The 20,232-nt window shown below is 29.6% G+C and carries 19 protein-coding genes; 15 read left to right on the forward strand and 4 right to left on the reverse strand.

Annotation, left to right across the window (positions count from 1 at the left end; all coding sequences use genetic code 11):
- The first annotated feature begins 150 nt into the window (after window positions 1–150).
- The 10 genes from OCU55_RS21030 to OCU55_RS21075 all read left to right on the forward strand — a co-directional run bounded on the left by OCU55_RS21030 (window position 151) and on the right by OCU55_RS21075 (window position 10,778).
- Complete coding sequence (locus tag OCU55_RS21030; protein ID WP_261854249.1) at window positions 151–963, forward strand: CsxC family protein; 813 nt, start codon at window positions 151–153, stop codon at window positions 961–963.
- 85 nt (window positions 964–1,048) lie between these two features.
- Window positions 1,049–1,915: a hypothetical protein gene (locus OCU55_RS21035; protein ID WP_261854250.1), complete on the forward strand. Its 867-nt coding sequence runs from the start codon at window positions 1,049–1,051 to the stop codon at window positions 1,913–1,915.
- A gap of 88 nt (window positions 1,916–2,003) precedes the next feature.
- The gene (locus tag OCU55_RS21040) at window positions 2,004–2,189 is read left to right on the forward strand and encodes a hypothetical protein (RefSeq protein ID WP_261854251.1); all 186 of its coding nucleotides are present in this window, start codon (window positions 2,004–2,006) and stop codon (window positions 2,187–2,189) included.
- Window positions 2,190–2,576: 387 nt separating this feature from the next.
- Window positions 2,577–3,653 carry a pyridoxal-phosphate-dependent aminotransferase family protein gene (locus OCU55_RS21045; protein WP_261854252.1) on the forward strand — a complete coding sequence of 359 codons (1,077 nt, stop codon included), beginning with the start codon at window positions 2,577–2,579 and terminating at the stop codon, window positions 3,651–3,653.
- A 30-nt stretch (window positions 3,654–3,683) separates the two neighbouring features.
- Window positions 3,684–4,604, forward strand: coding sequence for a D-2-hydroxyacid dehydrogenase (locus OCU55_RS21050; protein ID WP_261854253.1), 921 nt, complete (start codon window positions 3,684–3,686; stop codon window positions 4,602–4,604).
- Between the two features lie 189 nt (window positions 4,605–4,793).
- Complete coding sequence (locus OCU55_RS21055; protein ID WP_261854254.1) at window positions 4,794–6,038, forward strand: DUF1015 domain-containing protein; 1,245 nt, start codon at window positions 4,794–4,796, stop codon at window positions 6,036–6,038.
- A 350-nt stretch (window positions 6,039–6,388) separates the two neighbouring features.
- Entirely contained in the window at window positions 6,389–8,053 is a 1,665-nt protein-coding gene (locus OCU55_RS21060) for a sensor histidine kinase (protein ID WP_261854255.1), read from the forward strand.
- Window positions 8,054–8,373: 320 nt separating this feature from the next.
- Window positions 8,374–8,496 carry a hypothetical protein gene (locus tag OCU55_RS21065; RefSeq protein WP_261854256.1) on the forward strand — a complete coding sequence of 41 codons (123 nt, stop codon included), beginning with the start codon at window positions 8,374–8,376 and terminating at the stop codon, window positions 8,494–8,496.
- A gap of 199 nt (window positions 8,497–8,695) precedes the next feature.
- Window positions 8,696–9,274: an RNA polymerase sigma factor gene (locus tag OCU55_RS21070; protein ID WP_261854257.1), complete on the forward strand. Its 579-nt coding sequence runs from the start codon at window positions 8,696–8,698 to the stop codon at window positions 9,272–9,274.
- The gene (locus tag OCU55_RS21075) at window positions 9,249–10,778 is read left to right on the forward strand and encodes an anti-sigma factor (protein ID WP_261854258.1); all 1,530 of its coding nucleotides are present in this window, start codon (window positions 9,249–9,251) and stop codon (window positions 10,776–10,778) included. Before OCU55_RS21070 ends, OCU55_RS21075 begins: the two co-directional genes overlap by 26 nt.
- A gap of 201 nt (window positions 10,779–10,979) precedes the next feature.
- Here OCU55_RS21075 and OCU55_RS21080 read toward each other — a convergent pair whose 3' ends face one another.
- Window positions 10,980–11,672: a 5'-methylthioadenosine/adenosylhomocysteine nucleosidase gene (locus OCU55_RS21080; protein WP_261854259.1), complete on the reverse strand. Its 693-nt coding sequence runs from the start codon at window positions 11,670–11,672 to the stop codon at window positions 10,980–10,982.
- Between the two features lie 290 nt (window positions 11,673–11,962).
- A complete protein-coding gene (locus tag OCU55_RS21085; protein WP_261854260.1) occupies window positions 11,963–12,889 on the reverse strand; it encodes a CPBP family intramembrane glutamic endopeptidase in 927 nt (308 codons plus the stop codon).
- 238 nt (window positions 12,890–13,127) lie between these two features.
- On the opposite strand from OCU55_RS21085, the gene OCU55_RS21090 reads away from it, so the two are divergent.
- A complete protein-coding gene (locus tag OCU55_RS21090; protein WP_261854261.1) occupies window positions 13,128–13,889 on the forward strand; it encodes a tRNA threonylcarbamoyladenosine dehydratase in 762 nt (253 codons plus the stop codon).
- 198 nt (window positions 13,890–14,087) lie between these two features.
- Here the strand turns inward: OCU55_RS21090 and OCU55_RS21095 are convergent, their stop codons facing one another.
- Together OCU55_RS21095 and OCU55_RS21100 are read right to left on the reverse strand one after the other, a co-directional pair.
- A complete protein-coding gene (locus tag OCU55_RS21095; RefSeq protein ID WP_261854262.1) occupies window positions 14,088–14,747 on the reverse strand; it encodes a DUF4230 domain-containing protein in 660 nt (219 codons plus the stop codon).
- Window positions 14,748–15,099: 352 nt separating this feature from the next.
- The gene (locus OCU55_RS21100) at window positions 15,100–16,299 is read right to left on the reverse strand and encodes a class I SAM-dependent methyltransferase (RefSeq protein WP_261854263.1); all 1,200 of its coding nucleotides are present in this window, start codon (window positions 16,297–16,299) and stop codon (window positions 15,100–15,102) included.
- Between the two features lie 333 nt (window positions 16,300–16,632).
- Between OCU55_RS21100 and OCU55_RS21105 the strand changes: the two genes are divergently transcribed.
- The 4 genes from OCU55_RS21105 to OCU55_RS21120 all read left to right on the forward strand — a co-directional run bounded on the left by OCU55_RS21105 (window position 16,633) and on the right by OCU55_RS21120 (window position 19,625).
- Complete coding sequence (locus OCU55_RS21105; protein ID WP_261854264.1) at window positions 16,633–17,568, forward strand: GNAT family N-acetyltransferase; 936 nt, start codon at window positions 16,633–16,635, stop codon at window positions 17,566–17,568.
- Window positions 17,569–17,682: 114 nt separating this feature from the next.
- Window positions 17,683–18,291, forward strand: a complete 609-nt coding sequence (locus OCU55_RS21110) for a deoxynucleoside kinase (protein ID WP_345795606.1) — start codon at window positions 17,683–17,685, stop codon at window positions 18,289–18,291.
- A gap of 468 nt (window positions 18,292–18,759) precedes the next feature.
- Window positions 18,760–19,371 (forward strand): superoxide dismutase, encoded by a 612-nt coding sequence (locus OCU55_RS21115; RefSeq protein WP_261854266.1) that lies wholly within the window; start codon window positions 18,760–18,762, stop codon window positions 19,369–19,371.
- A 77-nt stretch (window positions 19,372–19,448) separates the two neighbouring features.
- A complete protein-coding gene (locus tag OCU55_RS21120; RefSeq protein ID WP_261854270.1) occupies window positions 19,449–19,625 on the forward strand; it encodes a helix-turn-helix domain-containing protein in 177 nt (58 codons plus the stop codon).
- The last annotated feature ends 607 nt before the right edge of the window (window positions 19,626–20,232 follow it).

The raw sequence follows: 20,232 nt of genomic DNA on the forward strand, positions 1-20,232 counted from the left end.
ATGTTAATGTACAAATTGTATTAAGTTGGCTGTATTTACAAGATAATAGAATTAAAGGCAAATAGAAGCAAAAAAAATAAAAATACAGTCACATATTTTCGACAAGATTAGTATTATATATTAAGTTCATACTCAAATGGAGGTATTAATATGGCAGAGAATAATAAAAATAATTGTGGATGTGCAAAGTCAGAAACTTTGGTTCAAGCACATGGTTCTAATAGTTGTGTAAAAGCAATAAAACCACCATTCTTTAGCAGACTTCCTGTAGTTATAGCTGCAAAAGAAGTAGAAATAGGTATTGAATCTTGTATAAACCTACCTTATGCTGAAAAATACTATGAAATTAAGAGAACAAAAAAGCACTTATTTGTAACTCAAGCTAGAGTAGTAAGCTTAAACGACAAATGCGGAAAGCTATTCTTACAAGGTTATATTGAAAAAAATATAGAGTATGCTACTGCAGATTGCGTAAGCAAAGATAAAGGTGTAATAAATGGTGATATAAGACATCATACTGTAAAGGTTCCTTTCCATGTTATAACTGATATCGACTTTTTATTAAAGCCAATAAATAAAGATAGAACAGGTTTAACTGAATCTGAGCTTTATTGTGATGCATCTGAACACGATAGCTGTGATTGCTCTTGTGATGCAGTAAAAGGAAAAGCTTATTGCGAAGCAGATTTTAAAGAAGCAACAGTATATAATAGCAGACCTTTCATAAAACTTGATGGATTCAAGATCATAGAATTAGATATGTACAAAGATCCATCTCCATTAGGCGAATATGATGGTTGGGACTGTCATAAAGATGACAAGAAGCCAGTGCCTGAACATGAAGAAAGATGTAACTGCACTCCTGAATATGATGGTAAATTATATTCGAAGATAGTTGAAAAAATGGTACTTTTCTTAGATATAAAAGTTCTTCAAGAACAATATGTATTAGTAGAATGCTAATAACTTAATGCTTTGAGTGCAAAACTGTATCAGTTTTGCACTCTTAGCTTATAATAATATATAACAATTTTTGGGATATGTTATTATGAGTGAATCTATAAATGAGGATCTATTATTAAAAATATTTTCATCCTTCTTATTAGTGCATTATTATAACCAAGAGGATGGGCTAGAGAATTTTGATGAAATACATAAAGATGAAAAAACAGGGTATTTACATAAGAAACTTATTAATTCAACTGAAGAGGGATTATTTAATAGAAGAGATAGTAATTTATATAAAGACTATAGTTATAATAATTCTACAAGCAATACAAAGTTGCAAATAAGTAGTGAAGTTCTTAAGACAAAAACAATTGAAAATAATATATATAAATTATATAGATCTAATGGCGTTGAAGGTACTAAGTCAATTAACAACAATAAAGAAGTAGAAAAAGTAGCTGATATTGATGTATTAATAGCAATGCTAAAGATACCTGTGTCTATAAATAAGATTGTGAATTTAAAAAATGATAAGATTTATAAGATAGAAAGCATAAACTGTAATGTAAAGAAGATATCTGGAAATCTTCTTTTGCTTAATAAGACTGAAGATCAAGCTAAAGTAAAGTTGTTTTATGAAGGTGTGATCAGAATAGAAGTAAAAGTGCTATGTATTGACCATGTAAATAAGGCAGTTCTATATTGTAATACAAAAGATTTAGTTTTTTATTCTGACTTTAATGGAACAATTAATACTTATATAGAAAATAGATTTGTAGAAGATATAAGCAGTGTGAATATACCTATAAAGATTGATTTAGTAAGCAATGAATTTAGCGTAAGAACTATACTAGAAGAACCTGTAACTATATTTGATTTGGAGGAAGAATATTATAAATCACTTGCAGTTATAGGTAATATAGATTCGGAGATTACACTTTTAAGTAAAAGGTATGCAGATATTTAAGTTAAAAGGTATATATAATTGTATTAGCTTGAATATAATAACAGTCCTAAACAAATAATAGAAATATTATTGGTTAGGAGTAATAGGTATGGAATATAATGAATTAACAGGTATAATAGGTGAGAACTGCAAAGAGTATATAGCCAAAGATGATATATTAATGATAAGCATGAGATTATCATCTGTAAGCTGTGACAACTGTTCCCATTATGTTGGCGGTTTCTGTAATAAGGATTCATTTGAGAAACTCAAACAAATGGCACAAAACAATTAGTTAATATACAAAATTGTATGTATATGTTTTAACTACTTTAAAACTTCTGTCTCTATAGCAGAAGTTTTTCTTTATTCTTTAGGCTATGTTTAATGCTATTTTTGAAATTAGAGTATCGGAGGAGTGATATTTTAATTTCAATACAGTGTTCAAACATAGCCTAAATTTAATATATGATTAATTGTTAAGGTGGTTACTAAAAGTGAATTTTTAACAAATACTAAAAAAACTTGTATTTGTAGACATTTTCATTAACATTACGAGAATTTTTTGATAGATTATTATATAAACAGTTGTTTTTTTGAAAGATTATTGTATAAATATTTTGAAAATGATAGAATTTATAATAACACATGGGAGTATATAATTTATTTTGGGGGTGTCTTTATGCACAAGAAATTATTTATTCCCGGGCCTGTAGAGGTAAGACAGGAAGTATTAGAACAAATGGCAAGACCTTTAATTGGTCATAGAGGAAAGGAAGCTTCAGAGCTTCAAAGAAGGATAAGCAACAATCTTAAGAAACTTTTTTATACAGAAAGTGAGATTTTACTTTCTACTAGTTCAGGCAGTGGACTTATGGAGGGCGCCATAAGATCGTGCACATTAAAGAAAGCTGCTGTCTTCTCCTGTGGGGCTTTTGGAGACAGATGGTATGAAATGGCTTTACACAATAATGTGCCTGCAGATAAATTTCAGGTTGAGTGGGGCAAAGCTATAAAAGCAGAACTTGTAGAAGAAGTACTTTCTACAGGTGAATATGACTTAATAGCTATTACTCATAATGAAACATCAACTGGACTAATGAATAATTTGAAAGAAATTTCAAAGGTAGTTAAAAATTACCCTGAAGTAGTTTTCTGTGTAGACACAGTAAGCTCAGCTGGTGGTACAAAAATAGAAGTTGATAAACTAGGTATAGATATTTGCATAACTTCAAGTCAAAAGGCATTGGGCTTGCCTCCAGGACTCGCAGTATGCACATTTTCAAACAAAGCTAAAGAAAGAGCTGAAAAGGTTCCTTTTAGAGGTACGTATCTAGATTTATTAGCAATTTATAAGTATATACAGAAAAAAGATTATCAATATCCATCAACACCATCACTATCACACATGTTTGCTTTAGACTATGAACTAAACTATATAGTAAATGAAGAAGGTATTGAAAATAGATTTAATAGGCATTTAGAAATGGCGAATATAGTTAGAGCATGGGCAAAAAGATATTTTGATATTTTCCCTGAGGAAGGTTATTGGTCTGATACTGTAACCAATATAACCAACACAAGAGGAATTGATATTGGAGCACTTAACAAAGAGCTAGGAAATAGAGGTTTTCAATTATCTAATGGATATGGAAAACTTAAAGATAAGACTTTTAGAATAGCTCATATGGCAGATTGTAGTGTAGATGATATCAAAGAACTTCTATTTAATATTAATGAAATCTTAGGACTTGAATAATTATTGTTTTTATATGAGGGGGAAAGTGAAATGTATAGAGTTTTGGTGACAGATGGATTGGAAAAAGAAGCTGTTTTAAAACTTAAAGATTTAGGTTTTGAAGTAGTAGAAGAACACTATGTACCAGAAGAACTTGGTATAATACTAAGAGAGTTTGATGTAGTGGTTGTTAGATCAGCTACTAAGATAAATAAAAGTATAATAGATAAGGCTAGTAAGACTGGAAGATTGAAAGCCATAATTAGAGGTGGAGTAGGAGTAGATAATATAGATGTTTCCTATGCCTTAGAAAATGGAATTCAGGTGATGAATACACCGAATGCAAGTTCAGCTTCAGTAGCAGAGCTTACTATAGCTCATATGTTTGCACTTGCAAGGTTTATAAATATATCAAATGTGACAATGAGAAACCTAGAATGGAATAAAAAGAAATATGAAGGTATAGAACTAAGCGGAAAAACCTTAGGAATAGTAGGTATGGGCAGAATAGGAAGAGAAGTTGCTAAGAGAGCATGCTGTCTAGGTATGAATGTTTTATATTTTGATGGACTAGGTGAATTAAATGATCTTGAAAAATATGAATATGGATATAGGGATTTTGATGAACTTTTAAAAGAATCAGATTTCATAACTCTTCATGTTCCTTTTGACGGTTCAAAAGGGCCTTTAATAGCTAAAAAAGAATTTGAATTAATGAAGGATGGAACTTATTTAATTAATTGTGCAAGAGGAAAGGTTGTCGATGAGTCAGCTTTACTTGATGCACTAAATAGTGGGAAGATAGCAGGTGCGGGTATAGATGTATTTGAAGAAGAGCCTACAAGAAATAAGGAGTTAGTAAACCATCCTAGAGTTAGTGCTACACCGCATATAGGAGCAGCAACTAGAGAAGCTCAGACAAGAATAGGTAACGAAATTGTTGAAATTATAGGAGAATTCTTTCATAAGTAATATTTATTAAGATGAATACCCAATTTCAAGATTTAGACTATGACATTGTTTATTAGGTTATATTTTAAATTGGCTTTATGAAATTGGGTGTTTTTTTAGTTTAAAGACTATAAAATCTTGAATTATAATAAATAAGAACTTTAGTGATAATATACTAGAGAATATCTGTTTAAAATGAGGAGGATAATAATGGCTATTGTAAGACCTTTTAAAGCGGTTAGACCGGTGGGGGAACTAGCTGAAAAAGTTGCTGCACTTCCATATGATGTTATGAACTCTGACGAAGCTAGAGAAATGGTACAAGAAAATGAATATTCTTTTCTTCATGTGGATAAAGCTGAGATAAACTTAGAGCCATCTGTGGATATATATGATGAAGCTGTGTATAAAAAAGCTAAAGAAGTCTTGGATGGTATGGAAGAAAATGAAGTTTTGGTTCAAGATAATGAAGCTTGTTTGTATATTTACAAGCAAACAATGGATGGGAGAAGCCAGATTGGACTTGTTTCTTGTGTTTCGATAGATGATTACATTAATAATGTTATAAAGAAACATGAGTTTACACGACCTGACAAAGAGCAAGATAGAATAAATCATGTTAATTACTGTGATGCTAATACAGGACCTATATTTTTAACTTATAGAGATAATGAAAATATATCATTTATAATAAACAATTGGGTTAAAAAAAATCCAGAGTGTGATTTTACATCAGAAGATGGTGTAGGGCATGTAGTGTGGAAAATAAATGATAAAAGAACTATAGATTCTCTAAGTCAATATTTTAATAGAGTTGATTATCTATATATAGCAGATGGACATCACAGAGCAGCTTCTGCGGTAAAGGTTGGACTTATGAGAAGAGAAGAATGTAAGGACTTTAGTGGAAAAGAGGAGTTTAACTTTTTTCTTGCGGTATTGTTTCCGGAGTCTCATCTAAAGATTATGGATTATAATAGAGTAGTAAAAGATTTAAATGGATTAAGTAGTGCTGAATTTTTAGATAAGTTAAATGATAAGTTTTATATAACACCTCGAGAAATAGGTGAAAGATATAAACCTGAACAAAAGCACACCTTTGGGATGTTTATTGATGGGCAATGGTTCAAGTTAGAGGCTAAGGAAGAAAGTTTTAATAATGGAGATCCAGTAAAAAGCTTAGATGTATCTATTCTTCAAGATAATCTACTATCACCTATATTGGGTATACAGGATCCTAGAAGTGATAAGCGTGTAGATTTTGTTGGTGGTATAAGAGGTTTGGTTGAATTGGAAAAAAGAGCTTCATCTGATATGAAAGTAGCATTTTCCATGTATCCAACTTCAATTGATGAAGTAATGAATATAGCTGATATAGGAGAAGTTATGCCTCCAAAATCTACATGGTTTGAACCAAAGCTTAGAAGCGGATTATTTATTCATAAGTTAAAATAAGTGTCCTGATTCAAAGATCTTTTATTACGTGATAAAAAAGATTAGAGAGTTAATGGTAAGATACAGATGCAAAGGTCAAGTGGAATTATAAAAAAGGTTAAATTGCTATAGGATTAAGAATTAAGGGATAATGTTAGAATATTGATTTTCAAGGCATGAGAATGTATTGAAACAAAATATTGATAGATATTATCTCTTTTTTTATGTTTTTTCAACGGAGTTTCTTTATAAATTTTATCATACCAGGAATTTTTGTAGCTTCAATAAACAAAAAAGGTTTTTGTGACGGTATGGAGAATACTGAAATATAGTGAAGATATTTACAATTAGGATATTGGAGGACTGAGTTTATGCGTGACGGAGTTACTGTTGATAATGATGAACTACTTTCTGATGTTGAAAATATAGTTGACAGAGGTAATGAAAGTTATGAGCATTTTAATTTTTTACCATATGCCGTATTAATTCAGAGAGATGGTAAAGTTATTTTTGCAAATACTGAATTGCGAAAACTTCTACATTGTAATGATGGATCTATACTAGGCAAATCAGTAGTATCATTGCTGCAATTAGAACGTGATAGCGAAATTAGTAACTCTATTGGTGAACCTTTTGGAGTTGTTGAAGGTGAATATAAGATTAAAGATTTTGCATCAAATATATTTGATGTAGATATAAAGTGCAATATTAAGCAAATAAATAGTTGTTGGTATGAGTTTTTTGTACTTAGAGATATAACTTTTGAGAAGAAAAGGTACAATGATGCTATAGTGAAGGCAGAGAAATATAAAAATATACTTGAAAAACTAATTGAAAGCAAAGAATTATATAAAAAACTAATCAATATGCTACCAGATGGTATAAGTATTCACGATGGTAATACCTATTTCTTTGTTAGTGAGTCATATGCTAGAATGCTAGGGTATGATAATCCGAAAGATTTAGTAGGGAAAAGGCTTGAAGAAGTGTTAGGTAAAGAAAATCAAGAACTAAAGAAACAAAGAGTAGAAAGTCTATTATCTGAGGATAAAATGTTTCTAAGGGGAGAGTATAAATTCCTTACTAGGCAAGGTATATCAAAACATTTTGAATCTACATCACTAAGGTTCTTGAATAATAATAACCTAAATATACTATCTTCAATTAGGGATATTACAGATAAAAAAAGAGTTAAAGAAAGTAGATTATTGTTAGAGAGAGCGATAGAAGATGATAAATTAAAGACTGAGTTCTTCTCAAATATGTCTCATGAATTAAGAACTCCATTAAATATACTTTTAAGTTCACTACAGTTGATAAGTATGTACACAGATACAAATGAAGATGTTAATATTCCATCAATAAGGAAGTATACAAGTATAATGAGGCAGAATTGTTATAGACTATTAAGGCTCATTAATAATTTATTAGATATAACAAAGATAGATTCTGGTTTTTATACATTAAATATGCGCAATTATGATATTGTTAAAATAGTAGAAGATATTACTCTATCTGTAGCAGAGTATATAAAAGAAAAAGGTATAGAGATTATTTTTGATACAGATATAGAAGAAAAAATATTAGGATTTGATGCAGATAAAATTGAAAGAGTGATATTGAATTTATTGTCTAATGCAGTAAAGTTCACTAAGTCTAGTGGGAAAATTGAAGTTAGTATTCAAGCTCTAGTGGATTGTGTATATATTACTGTAAGAGATACAGGAAGCGGAATACCAAAGGACAAACTGAATAATATTTTTGATAGGTTTATGCAAGTAGATAAATCGCTTTCAAAAAGAAGCGAAGGAACAGGAATTGGGCTTGCTCTTGTTAAATCATTAGTTGATATGCATGGGGGAAGCATTACTGTAGAAAGTGAATATGGAGAGTACACACAGTTTAATATAATACTTCCTGCAAAAGTTCTTGCTGTTGAAGATGAATCAGATTTATGCCCGGCGCCAATAAACAATGATTTGGATGATAAGAGAGTTGAAAGAATGAGCATTGAATTTTCAGATATATATGTATAATTAAAAGATAAATAAGTACTCTATAATATATTTGTTGCTATATTACTATATAGTGTTATACTGTATTCATAGATGTGAATACTACCCGTGTAGAAAATTGATTTATAAATGTGAATACAATCTTTTCTACTATGTTATTTTATTTATGGTAGTTACGTAGCATTAAAATAAAAAATAAATGGACATGTAGTATGCCTGTTAATAGGTATATTACAGCCTCGTGTTGAAGAGCCACTTCGTAATTCTCGGAGTGGCTCTTATTTTTTTGCAATTAATAGCATTGTAACTACTAAGTCTATATACTAAGGAGATTGAATAAGATGCATGAAACGAATAAAGATATAAGTGATGAAGAAATTGAAGAATATGAAATAGACTTTTATATAAGGATATTAGAGGCCTTGGTAGAGATTTACAAGTATAATTCAAAAGAAAATGAGTAGTTAGATATTTTTAGTAGTATTCATATCTATAAAATGGATGGGGGTAGATCTTAGGTTTACCTCTATTTTTTACTGTAAAGGTAAATATAAAGTTTTAGTAACTTTTTTATTTACAAATACATATCGCCTTCAAATATATTTTATGTTAGTATAATATTGGAATATTTGTAACTTACATCTTTTTTGGCGGTGAGAAGGATTGGAAGATAAAGATATAGTAAAACATGTTTTACAAGGTGAAGCATTATATTTTGAATATATTATTGATAAATATGAAGGTCCTATTTTAAAGTATATATATAGCTTTATAGGGGATAGAACCATGGCTGAGGATTTATGCCAAGAAACCTTTATATCAGTGTATAATAAGTTATATACCTATAATAATATTAGTAAATTTTCTACTTGGATATATTCTATAGCACATAATAAGTCTATTGACTATTTGAGAAAGATAACTAAAAATCGTGAAATAGCCATTGACAACATTAAGGATTCACTTTCTAGAGAAAAATCGCCTCAAGAGATAGTGGAATATAAGGAGACTTTAGATTCAATAGAAGGTTTTATAAAGAACCTAGATATTATAGATAAACAAATATTATATTTACGTTATGCTCATCCAGATGTAAGCTTTAGAGATATATCGAATATGATGGGGATGAATGAATCTACAGTGAAAAAACGGTACTATAGATTATACGATAAATATGAAGTTTATCTAGATAGGAATCTTAAAGGAGGTGTTGGCCTTGGATTGTCAAAAATTCAGAAATAGCATTATAGATATGTTAGAAAATCAAGTGAGTGATGATGAAAAGTCAAGTTTAGAAGAGCATATGAATAATTGTACAAACTGTAAGGACTATTATGATAAGATGGCTCATATAAAAATTGGATTGTTTAAAGAGATTGAGAATGATCAAATTCAATATTCAAGTAGAAAAGAATCTATAATGGATTCTATAGATTTGAATAAATATAATAGAAAATCCACAAAAACTATTAATTTTATAAGAATTAATAAGAATAAGTTTTTGATTTCAGCTTTATCTATTGTGGCAATAATAACTTTAATTGTATTAACTCCATCCTTCTCAATATATAAGTTTAAAAACAATTCTATTAAGGCTAATAAGAGTATAGCGATAGATAAAAAAGATGAAGCTATTTCAAACAGCTACAATATTAAGTCTAAGTCGGATGCTTTATCAGGTTTAATAATTGAGGACGAAGGCAAGACTGCTAGTTATATAGTAAAACCAATAGATGCTGAAACTCAGATGAGCAGACACCAAGAGCAGAATACTACTCTCATTGGAGTAGATAAGGATAAGTTAGTTTTATATAACGGAGATATACTATATGCTTCATTAGACAACAAAGTGCAATTTTATATGAAGGCAAATGAGTTTGATATGAGTAATAATGATAAATATCTACTAAGTTCAACTAAAAAATTTATTTTACTGCCTGATTCGAAGCATTCTAATATGTATATAGTGAATATTATAAAAAATAGAATATTAAAAATTAATATTGATATAAGTGGAGCTTCTATCAACGCGGTTTGGTCAAGCAATGACGTATATCTATGCCTACAGATTAATAAAGATATATACTTATTTAATAGCGATAATGAAAAAATTAGTTACGTTGGAAATGAAAACAACTATTCAATAAGGTATGTTACTGATGAGGGAATAATAATAACATCAAATAATAGATTGCTGCCTGCTGACAGAACTGTTGAAAATATAAAACCATATAAGCTGTTTGCGTATAATAGTTATATATATGCACTATGTTATGATAATGAAAAGAATACAGAACTTTATAACTATGATTATAGTAACGATAAGCTGGTAAATATAATGAACCTAGGTAAAAGAGAATATACCTACGATAAATCTGATAATCCATTTTTAATAACCACAAAGGATAAGAGCAACAGTGGAGTGATATTTAATATAAATACTTTGCAAAGCTATAGTTATAATAGTGATATAAATATTTCAGGTGATTTTAAAAATTATATATCTCCAAGTGGAAATAGATATATTAGTAAGACTGGTACTGATGATGGTAATCAGACTTTCAGAATACACACTTCAAGATCAAAGGATGTGAAGGAGTTTTATACTAATAATTCAATAGGATCATTTATTGATGATGATACCTTAGTATACTCCATTAAAGGAAATGAGGATGATAGGGTTCAATTTAAGATTGTTAAGGAAAATTTAAATGGAAGTGAAAAGAAAACTATATTAAGTTATTAGAGTATAGTGTTTCAATTTCAACTATTGAGTTATGGATGACTAAAACTTATGGGGGCATCATTTTTCAATATGTATAACTTAAGTTTTTATGATGAAGAACTTTAAATGATTAATAATATACGAATCTATCATTGTATATAAAAATACCCACCTGTTGAAATCAGGTGGGTATTAAAGTGTTATATGTAATATATTTTAGTATTAAAGTCTTTCTATCATGGCTTTTAATATAGATGTTGAATTCTTTACTCCGATAGGAATAAATTTTTCATAATCCATATGAGCTCCATTGTTAGCATTATCTGATATAGATCTTATAACTACAAATGGAACGCGATTTAAATAAGCTACATGAGCTATACTTCCGCCTTCCATTTCACATGCAGATGCATCGAATTCTTTTGCAAGCCACTGTATTTTTTCTAAGCTTGCTATAAATTGATCTCCAGATACTATTCTTCCTGTAAAAGTATTTATCTCTGGAAGTGACCTGCAGGCTTCTTGAGCTATACCTACAAGCTTTTCATCACATTTGAAATCAAAAGTATCCATTCTTGGTATTTGACCAGGTTTATCTCCGAAGATAGTAGTATCCATATCATGTTGAACTAGAGAGTTACCTATAACTACATCTCCAGGGTAGATATCTTTACCTATACCACCTGCAACACCAACGTTTATAACCATATTGACCTTATATTCACTAATTAGTATTTGAGTACATACAGCAGCATTAACTTTACCTATGCCACAAACCACAGCAACTACATTCTTCCCCCATAATTGTCCACGGTGAAAAGTCATATTTGCCTTCTTTTCAGTATTCTCTAAATTCATATCCCTTAGAAGAATCTCAAGTTCTTCAGTCATTGCACCAATAATTCCTATAGTCATTGCGAAAGCCTCCATATAAATTGATAATTCTAATTATACTTAATCAGATGAAATTTCTCAATTAAAGTTATATATATGGTTATAACTTCCCTTATTAATTTATAAATAATCAAGAATCCTCAAAAGTATTTTAAAATCCTATTGAATATGTCAGAAGAGGTTTAAAAACAAGGCTGTGTTTAAGACTATTATTGAAATTAATTGGTTATACAGGAGACGCTATATGAGCGAGCAACTAGAATTAAATGATTAAAGAGATATATTCAATAACATGAATATAATTGGACTATCTATATGTTAATATTAAATTCATCATCGTAAGTATTAAGTTCTCTTAAATGGTCAAAGTAAATCTGCCTATTCTTTAAATCTAATCTTTTTAACCCAACTTTAAATAGGATTGTGCCAAGTATTACAAATACTATTGATAGAGATATTAATAAATACATATTTGACAAGCTGTCTATATCAGGCATGAAAGCAAGCATGTTGTTTATTGAGTGGCACATCATCGATAAAAATATGGATTTTGTCTTTAGATAAATATACCCTAGTATGAGACCAAGAAGGAAAGCATTAATACCTTGAGGTAAGTTCATATGCATAGCGCCAAATATTAATGAGGATAAAATTAAAGCTACTTTCGAAGAGTATTTTTTTGCAAGACCATTTAGTATTATGCCTCGATTTACGAACTCTTCTTGAATTGGAGCTATTACAATAGCAGTGATAATTCCTATAAGAGGATTTTGAAATAAGTTATTAAAGGCATCCTCTATAGATTTAGGAAGAGGTATTAAGTTTACTACATGACTTAAAGATCCGGAAAATAATAATCTAAATCCTAGTATTAAACAGATAATTCCTATTACGTCAGATTTGCTGAACTTTTTTTGGGGAAAAGGCGAATTTGTTCTTACAGTAAAGAATCTGCACATAACAAAAATTGTTGCCATTAAAGCAAATATAGACGATATTAAATAAAAGTATTCTGATTTAGAGGTGGTGGTTATGCTGTTGATGCCTCCATATGAGGATAAGCTTGCTCCTGCTATAGCACAAGCAATTAATAATATAAATTGTACTACTATAGGTATAATTAGAGAAAATAACAGAGCAATCCATATACTTCCTAAAATGCCTATCTTTTTTGAATCTAGCAATTCTTCTTCTAAATCAATTAATGGATTAAATATAATTAACCTTCTAAGTTTCATAGTGCACCTCAATTATTACAAAATATAATTATTATACTAGCATAAAATACAATTTATGTAAAACGAGTGCGAAGTTAATGGGAAATATATTTGGTGATAATCATTATTTACCTATTGAAGCGATAAGATTTATGGTATATTATTATATGAGTTGTTTTAAGAATAAAAAAGATAAACAGTGTGTTTAATACAATGTTTACTAATGAATATAGATTTGTTGAAAAGGAGAGTAATATTAATGCTACAGCATTCATTATCAAGAACAGAACTCCTTATAGGAAAAGAAGCATTACAAAAATTAAGAGATAGTAAGGTAGTTGTATTTGGTATAGGTGGAGTAGGTAGTTTTACTGCAGAGGCATTAGCGAGAGCAGGAGTAGGAACCTTAGTGCTTATTGATGATGACACAGTATGTTTGACCAATCTTAATAGACAAGTACATGCTACATATAAAACAATAAGTAAAAATAAAGTTGATGTGATGAAGGAAAGAATTGGCGAAATAAATAGGCAATGTGAGATTATAACACATCAAGTATTCGTGACAGAAGAAAATATATCAGAGATAATTACAGAAGATGTTGATTATGTAGTTGATGCAATTGATACGGTGTCAGCAAAGATAGCTTTAGCAATATATTGTGAAAATAATGATATAAAAATTATGAGTTGCATGGGGACAGGTAATAAACTTGATCCAACTCAATTCAAGGTTACCGACATATACAAAACTAAAGTTTGTCCTTTAGCTAAGGTAATGAGATATGAACTTAGAAAAAGAGGAGTAAAGAAACTGAAGGTTGTTTACTCTGAAGAAGTGCCAAGAAAGCCTAAGATGGATGAAGTAGTGACTTGTAAAGAAGGCTGTGTATGTACCGGTGGAAGCAAGAAGTGTGCAGTGAAGAGGCAGATACCTGGAAGTATATCTTTCGTTCCTCCAGTTGCTGGGATGATTATAGCTTCTCAAGTTGTTAATGATATAATAGAAGAGTATATATAAATAAACTGGCAGGATAATCGATCCTGCCAGTTTATTTCTTTTTGTATATGAAATTATAAGATCTTTATTACAATTATTTCCTGGAAATATTTTGGCTTATGATTATGTTTAATGTTGTTGTTGAAGTTAAAGATATACTTATTCTAAGTTATATGAATAACAGATTAATTTCAGCACATCTGTTAAACGTAACATGATTTATTCAAAAATAACACTGATTTTCACGTTATCATCTACAATTGGTTTGATTAAGCTTTGTACTGCATCTTGACCATTTTTTACAGCTACATCATAGAGTGTGGTTTCTTTTAATTTATTATCCATTCGCGCTATCACTTCTTTATCAATTACAGCGCTCTCATCCTTAGTCAGTTTTATATCACCAAAACGAAGCAATCCTTTTTCAGTTGATTCAAAGGTTGTCTTATTATAATCTATTGATGGTGTATTAGCCGCAGGTTTAGGTAAACGAATAGTGATTTCTTTGTTAAGCTTGTCTATTTTAACTTTAGAACTATCAAGTGAAGATAAATCAATTGAGTAAGAACCTTTACCATAGTAATCTACTTTTTGAAGCTTCTTAAAGATATCCCAGTCTCCCCAACTATTATCAATAACCATCTTTTCATTAAGATCTACTTCAACTACTACTAGTTTTGAAACTTTTTGTATCTTGTCTACTATGCTTTCTTCAGTAATAAATGATAATTTAGTATTTGAGCTTGAGGGTAAAATCTTCGTTATTTTTGGGGTCTCTTTATCTTTTATAACCCTATAAGTTATGTAGCATCCAAAAGAGGTGAATACTAAGAATGCTAGTATAATATTAAATGTCTTTTTTCTAAGTCTTTTGAACATTTTGCACCTCCTAAAATATTATAATGATGATACTATCATGTATTTTTGTTAATATATTTTTAATATACATGATGACTTAAATGTTAGCATTTAGGTTGTCTCTCTAAATGATTATTATAATTTTCCTAATAATATTACCTTTTGTCAAGGATTAAAAACACAAGGTTTATAGTGTTTAGTTTAGAATGTTGGCAATTAGAGCTATTACCTATCTTTAGATATGCAAAAAAGTAAAATTTATTCGCTTGTAAGTTTTCTTATATATATTGGGAAAAGCAGATGCGTAAAAAAATTCACTGAACAATGTCGCTTCAGTGAATTTTTTATGATATTTATTTTGTAAATGAGTAACTTAAGCTTCCCAACCTTCATTTAGGAATTGATAAAGAGCAGGGTAAGCATTAAAGGCTGCCATTAAGGATATATATTCATCCATGATCTCAGGTTTTTCTTTTCCTGTTCTAATTGCTCTTATCATTAAGTTTTTAGGTGTCTCTAATGGAGAGATATATTCAACAATGGAAACATTATATCCTTTGCTTTCTAGCATCATACTTCTCATGCCATCTGTTAAGGCATCGGCCATTCTAGCTTTTAATATTCCATGTTTAAATATGCTCTTGAAAGGTTCATAATCGTATTGGTTTAGTAGTTCTCTATGGCAGCAAGGAACTGCTATAATTGAATCACTATTCACCTTAATACCTAGTGCTATAGCCATATCAGTAGCGGTATCACAGGCATGAAGAGATATAACCATGTGAATCTTTCTGCTTGGATTGAATTTCTTTATGTCTATAGCATGAAATTCCATATTCCTGTAACCTAGATTTTGTGCCATTTTTTTAGAACTATTAATAACCCCCTCAGAAATATCTAACCCTATGAAGTGGCATTTTCTCTTTTTTACTTCTGTTAAGTAATAATTAAGAACAAAAGTAAGATAGGACTTTCCACATCCGCAATCTAATATAGTTAAGATTTCATTTTTAGGAAGAGAATCTAAGGTTGCTTCTAAAATTTCAACATAATGATCTATTTGATTATATTTTCTTATCCTATCGTTTTTTATTTTACCAGATTGAGACATTATACCTATCTCTTTAAGCAGTGAATCTGCTTTACCAATCTTAATTAAATAATTCCTATTTAATAAGGTAGATGTCTCATTGATATTATGATCTGAAGCTTCTTGTTTTTTTACAGCAAGAGGAGAACTTTCTTTTACTTCAGTATTATTCATTTTTACGTTTTTATTGTCTCCAGTTATAACTATATCAGTACCACGTTCTCTATAAAGGATTGTAACTGTCTCATAATTCTCGCATTCTGAACTTATTTTTTCAAAAAGATCTAAAACACCCAGAAGCTCAGTTTTACCATTGAAATTATACTTTATTTTTCCATCTTCAAAGCCGCCGTTACCTTTGAACTCTTTTAGTCCTGCAGTATAAGTTACATATATATTTTTAAATATGCTTGAGTCTTCTAAGAATCTATTGCTTATTCCCATTAAAAATAACTTTATTTTAGTAATACTTTGTTTATTCATTACATCACCATAAGCCTTCCTTAAAACTACCGAAATACATAAAATAGTATAAACACAATGCAAAGGAAATATCAATAGTAGTATTGTCATTTTTTACAGTTAATTTACTTAAACTTTCCTATAAACAACAATCATATTTATGTTATAATTAATAAGATTGTTTAGGTGTAGCTTTACTTTTTAAAACTCTCCTAATATAAAGAAAAGGAAGTTTAAAAATATGTATTTAATTATGTAATGATACATATATCTTGAACTCATTGATATAGTTTAAGATGCTATATCTATAAAACTAAATACTTGATAAAATTGATTAATCAGGGGATGGACTTTATGGCTGAGAGGAAAAATATATGTATAGAACTAATAAGAGGTACTGATAAAGACTATATAATAAAGGATTATAACGGTATAACCGTTGGTAGGTTTAATACCATTGAATGGGATGCTGAAAACAAGAGGACAACTATAAGATTTAAGTTTTACAGAAGTGATAATTATCAGATGATGAAACGAGCATTGGAACAATCCTTAGAAGGCATTTTTAAAGGTAAGAAAATATATAAAGTTAATGTTTTAGTAAGCGAAAGTTCTAATATATCTCCATTTTTTAATTTAGGATTTATTCTTGAAGGAGTATTATCTAATAACTTATTGCAAAATGATTACTACAAAGATGAGTTACTATTTGGTATAACATTGAATGATTTCAGAAACTATCAAAATATAACTTTGTTAAAACTTAAGGGTAGAAGAATAGAGTTGAGAAATCTTACACCAGAGCATACAGCGCAGCTTTTAGACTATTATATAAGAAATGAAAAACATCTTGAAGCTTTTGAGCCTTCTAGAGATAGAAGTTTTTACACTTATGAGACACAAATATCTATATTGCTAGAGAGTTATAAGCAATTCATGAGTGGAACTAGTATTGATTTTGGTATATTTATAAATGATGAGCTTATAGGAAAAATAAAACTTTCTAATATTGTATTAGGTGTATTTAAAAGTGGTATATTAGGATACTCTATGGACGAGAAACATTGTGGGTTAGGTTATATGCAAGAAGCTGTAAAGTTAATTATAGATTATTGCTTTAATGATATGGGGCTTCATAGATTAGAAGCTTCTACTTTGGCTGATAACATAAGGTCGCAAAGTGTTTTACTTAAATGTGGTTTTAATAAGCTTGGTTTAAATGAAAAGTATCTTTTTATAAATGGTGAATGGAGAGATCATATAACCTTTTATAAAGTGAATAATATATAGGTTTCCATTTTAGTTCATTGGATTTGCCTTAAGGAGGATTTTGGATTGCCTTGTAAGAGTGATAATTTATATGAAGAGATTCTTAAAAGAATAGATAGAAAAGGAGTTTGGGACATGATAGTTGTTGATGGAGTAGTAGGCGTTGGAAAGAGTACATTAATGGGCCTTATAGCAAAAAGAGGGTATGTATCTTTTGAAGAACCAGTTGTGGACAACCCTATTTTAGAAAAGTTTTATTACGATAGAGAGAGATACTCTTTTCCTTTGCAAGTTTTCTTTTTAAATAAAAGATTTAAACACATAAAAGAGGCTTCATCGATAGCTAATTCTGTTATGGATAGAAGTATTTATGGTGATGTTATATTTGCAAAGATGCTTTGTGATAAAGGAGAAATGTCACTAGAGGAATTTGATTTATATAAGGAACTGCTAGAAAATATGCTTGAGCATGTTCAACCTCCTAAGTTAATGGTTTATTTAGAAGTTTCAGTAGATGAAGCTATGTCAAGAATAAAGAAAAGAGGAAGAGACTACGAGCAAGTAGTTGAAAGAGCATACTGGGAAAAACTTAATGATGAATACAGAAAGTATTTCTATAGTTATGATGTTTCTCCTATACTTAAGATAAATGTTGACGGATTGGATTTCGAAAACAATGAAAAAGATAGAGAGTATGTTTTAGGACTTATAGAACAGCAATTAAGAGAAATAGAAGAAAAGTAGAATTAAAATATATATAATTGGGGCTGTTAAAGGACCGTGTTGAAATTAATTGGTTAATCATCCGACGCTTTAATAAGCTTACGCAAAGAATTAATATGATTTTGTCATATTCAATGGCTAAAACTGTAAACTCACTACGTTCGAACAGTACAGTTTATTAACCCCATTCCATCTGAAAAAATCATTTAATTCTAATAGCTCGCTTATATAGCGTCTCCTGTATAACCAATTAATTTCAACAATATTATTAAACATAGCCATATAATTAAATATATACTACATATTATAAGGGGATCTAGCTTTTATTTAGGCTAGATCTTCTTTTTCGTATAAAAGCTCTTTTGCTAATTAAATATAATTTAATGAAGAATAAAAATAGATAAAATATTTTATTACTTAATATTGATTATTGTTATCAATAGTGATAACATAACATTATAGAAATAAGAATTTTGGAGGTATAAGAAAATGAAACATGAATTACCAAATTTAGAATATGAATATAGCGCATTAGAGCCATATATAGATGAGATGACAATGACAATACATCATTCAAAGCACCATGCAACATATGTAAATAATTTAAATGCTGCTCTTGATGCTCACCCAGAACTTCAAGAAAAGACAGTTGAGGAGCTAGTAAAGGATTTAGAGAGCTTACCTGCTGATATAAGGACAGCAGTTAGAAATAATGGAGGTGGTCACTATAACCACTCACTATTTTGGAAGTTGCTTTCTCCTAAAGGGGGAGAAGCAAAGGGTCCTTTAGCTGAAGCTATAGCTGCGAAGTTTGGAAGTTTAGACTCCTTCAAGGAATTATTTGCAAAAGCAGCTGCCACAAGATTTGGTAGTGGTTGGGCTTGGCTAGTAGTTAATAAAAACAAGGAGTTAGAGGTATTATCTACTGCAAACCAAGATACTCCAGTAAGTGATGGTCTTAAACCGGTTTTGGTTTTAGACGTTTGGGAGCATGCGTATTATCTAAAGTACCAAAATAGAAGACCAGATTATGTTGGATCATGGTGGAGCGTAGTTAATTGGGATTATGCTAATAAGCTATATGAAGAAGCACTGAAATAAAAAGAATAGTGTAAGTTTTCATGTAAGATGCTACCTAACTATTATTGTTAGGTAGTTTTTTGTTCTTTAGGAATTTGATGACTACAAGAAAGATTCTTTTGCAAGATATTGTTGACAACATTGGTATAATAAATGCAAATCTATCTATACTAAAAAGTAACAAAGCAAAAGCCATTAGATTTTCTATATTAGAAGTAATATGTAAAGAGCTAAATTGTAAGCCTGGGGATATTTTAGAATATACAGAGTACTAGATAAGTTTATTGTAGCAAGGAGATTAACTGTTCGAATATAATTGTTCTGTATCTAATATTAAAATAAAAATAGATTATATATAATATGAAATTAAACATTATCTGCGTGTTATATGTTTAAGAAAGTATATGTTCTTAGAAAAATCTATGTATTTATTAAATTGTACATATAAGAAAGTAGTAATCGCATCCAGGTGTGTCTTGTGCAGATATAAGTTGAATTTTGTAGTATTTTGTAGGAGACTATAGTTATAGTTGCGAATTGGATGTTTTTTTATAAACTTACTGCTTTGTATATGTTAATATAGTCCTTGTCGCTAACGCAACTGTGACGAAGAGATTAAAAAAATCTCAACAAATATATTGACAAGTAATCAATAAGATGATAAACTTGTAGAAGTCGTCACGGTGGTTGAAAAAACTTTTAAAAAAGTATTGACAACAACTTGCGATGATGGTAAGATATAAAAGCTGTCAGAAAAACAGCAAAACAAAACTTGGTCTTTGAAAATTAAACAGAGAAGATAAACAAAGTCTAAAATTAGACTTAAACTAAACCAGCAATTCTTTTGAAAAAAGACTTACTAAGTAAGTAAGCTATGATTAA

The sequence above is a fragment of the Clostridium folliculivorans genome (genome assembly GCF_024341905.1).
Taxonomy (GTDB): domain Bacteria; phylum Bacillota; class Clostridia; order Clostridiales; family Clostridiaceae; genus Clostridium_AR; species Clostridium_AR folliculivorans.

What these genes read in the sequence shown, in the direction of transcription:
- OCU55_RS21105 (WP_261854264.1), top strand. Translation starts at nt 16,633, where the DNA reads ATGGCTGAGAGGAAAAATATATGTATAGAACTAATAAGAGGTACTGAT.
- OCU55_RS21060 (WP_261854255.1), top strand. Translation starts at nt 6,389, where the DNA reads ATGCGTGACGGAGTTACTGTTGATAATGATGAACTACTTTCTGATGTT.
- OCU55_RS21115 (WP_261854266.1), top strand. Translation starts at nt 18,760, where the DNA reads ATGAAACATGAATTACCAAATTTAGAATATGAATATAGCGCATTAGAG.
- OCU55_RS21110 (WP_345795606.1), top strand. Translation starts at nt 17,683, where the DNA reads ATGATAGTTGTTGATGGAGTAGTAGGCGTTGGAAAGAGTACATTAATG.
- OCU55_RS21090 (WP_261854261.1), top strand. Translation starts at nt 13,128, where the DNA reads ATGCTACAGCATTCATTATCAAGAACAGAACTCCTTATAGGAAAAGAA.
- OCU55_RS21035 (WP_261854250.1), top strand. Translation starts at nt 1,049, where the DNA reads ATGAGTGAATCTATAAATGAGGATCTATTATTAAAAATATTTTCATCC.
- OCU55_RS21050 (WP_261854253.1), top strand. Translation starts at nt 3,684, where the DNA reads ATGTATAGAGTTTTGGTGACAGATGGATTGGAAAAAGAAGCTGTTTTA.
- OCU55_RS21095 (WP_261854262.1), bottom strand. Translation starts at nt 14,747, where the DNA reads ATGTTCAAAAGACTTAGAAAAAAGACATTTAATATTATACTAGCATTC.
- OCU55_RS21065 (WP_261854256.1), top strand. Translation starts at nt 8,374, where the DNA reads ATGCATGAAACGAATAAAGATATAAGTGATGAAGAAATTGAAGAATAT.
- OCU55_RS21100 (WP_261854263.1), bottom strand. Translation starts at nt 16,299, where the DNA reads ATGAATAAACAAAGTATTACTAAAATAAAGTTATTTTTAATGGGAATA.
- OCU55_RS21045 (WP_261854252.1), top strand. Translation starts at nt 2,577, where the DNA reads ATGCACAAGAAATTATTTATTCCCGGGCCTGTAGAGGTAAGACAGGAA.
- OCU55_RS21030 (WP_261854249.1), top strand. Translation starts at nt 151, where the DNA reads ATGGCAGAGAATAATAAAAATAATTGTGGATGTGCAAAGTCAGAAACT.
- OCU55_RS21055 (WP_261854254.1), top strand. Translation starts at nt 4,794, where the DNA reads ATGGCTATTGTAAGACCTTTTAAAGCGGTTAGACCGGTGGGGGAACTA.
- OCU55_RS21080 (WP_261854259.1), bottom strand. Translation starts at nt 11,672, where the DNA reads ATGACTATAGGAATTATTGGTGCAATGACTGAAGAACTTGAGATTCTT.
- OCU55_RS21120 (WP_261854270.1), top strand. Translation starts at nt 19,449, where the DNA reads ATGACTACAAGAAAGATTCTTTTGCAAGATATTGTTGACAACATTGGT.
- OCU55_RS21085 (WP_261854260.1), bottom strand. Translation starts at nt 12,889, where the DNA reads ATGAAACTTAGAAGGTTAATTATATTTAATCCATTAATTGATTTAGAA.
- OCU55_RS21040 (WP_261854251.1), top strand. Translation starts at nt 2,004, where the DNA reads ATGGAATATAATGAATTAACAGGTATAATAGGTGAGAACTGCAAAGAG.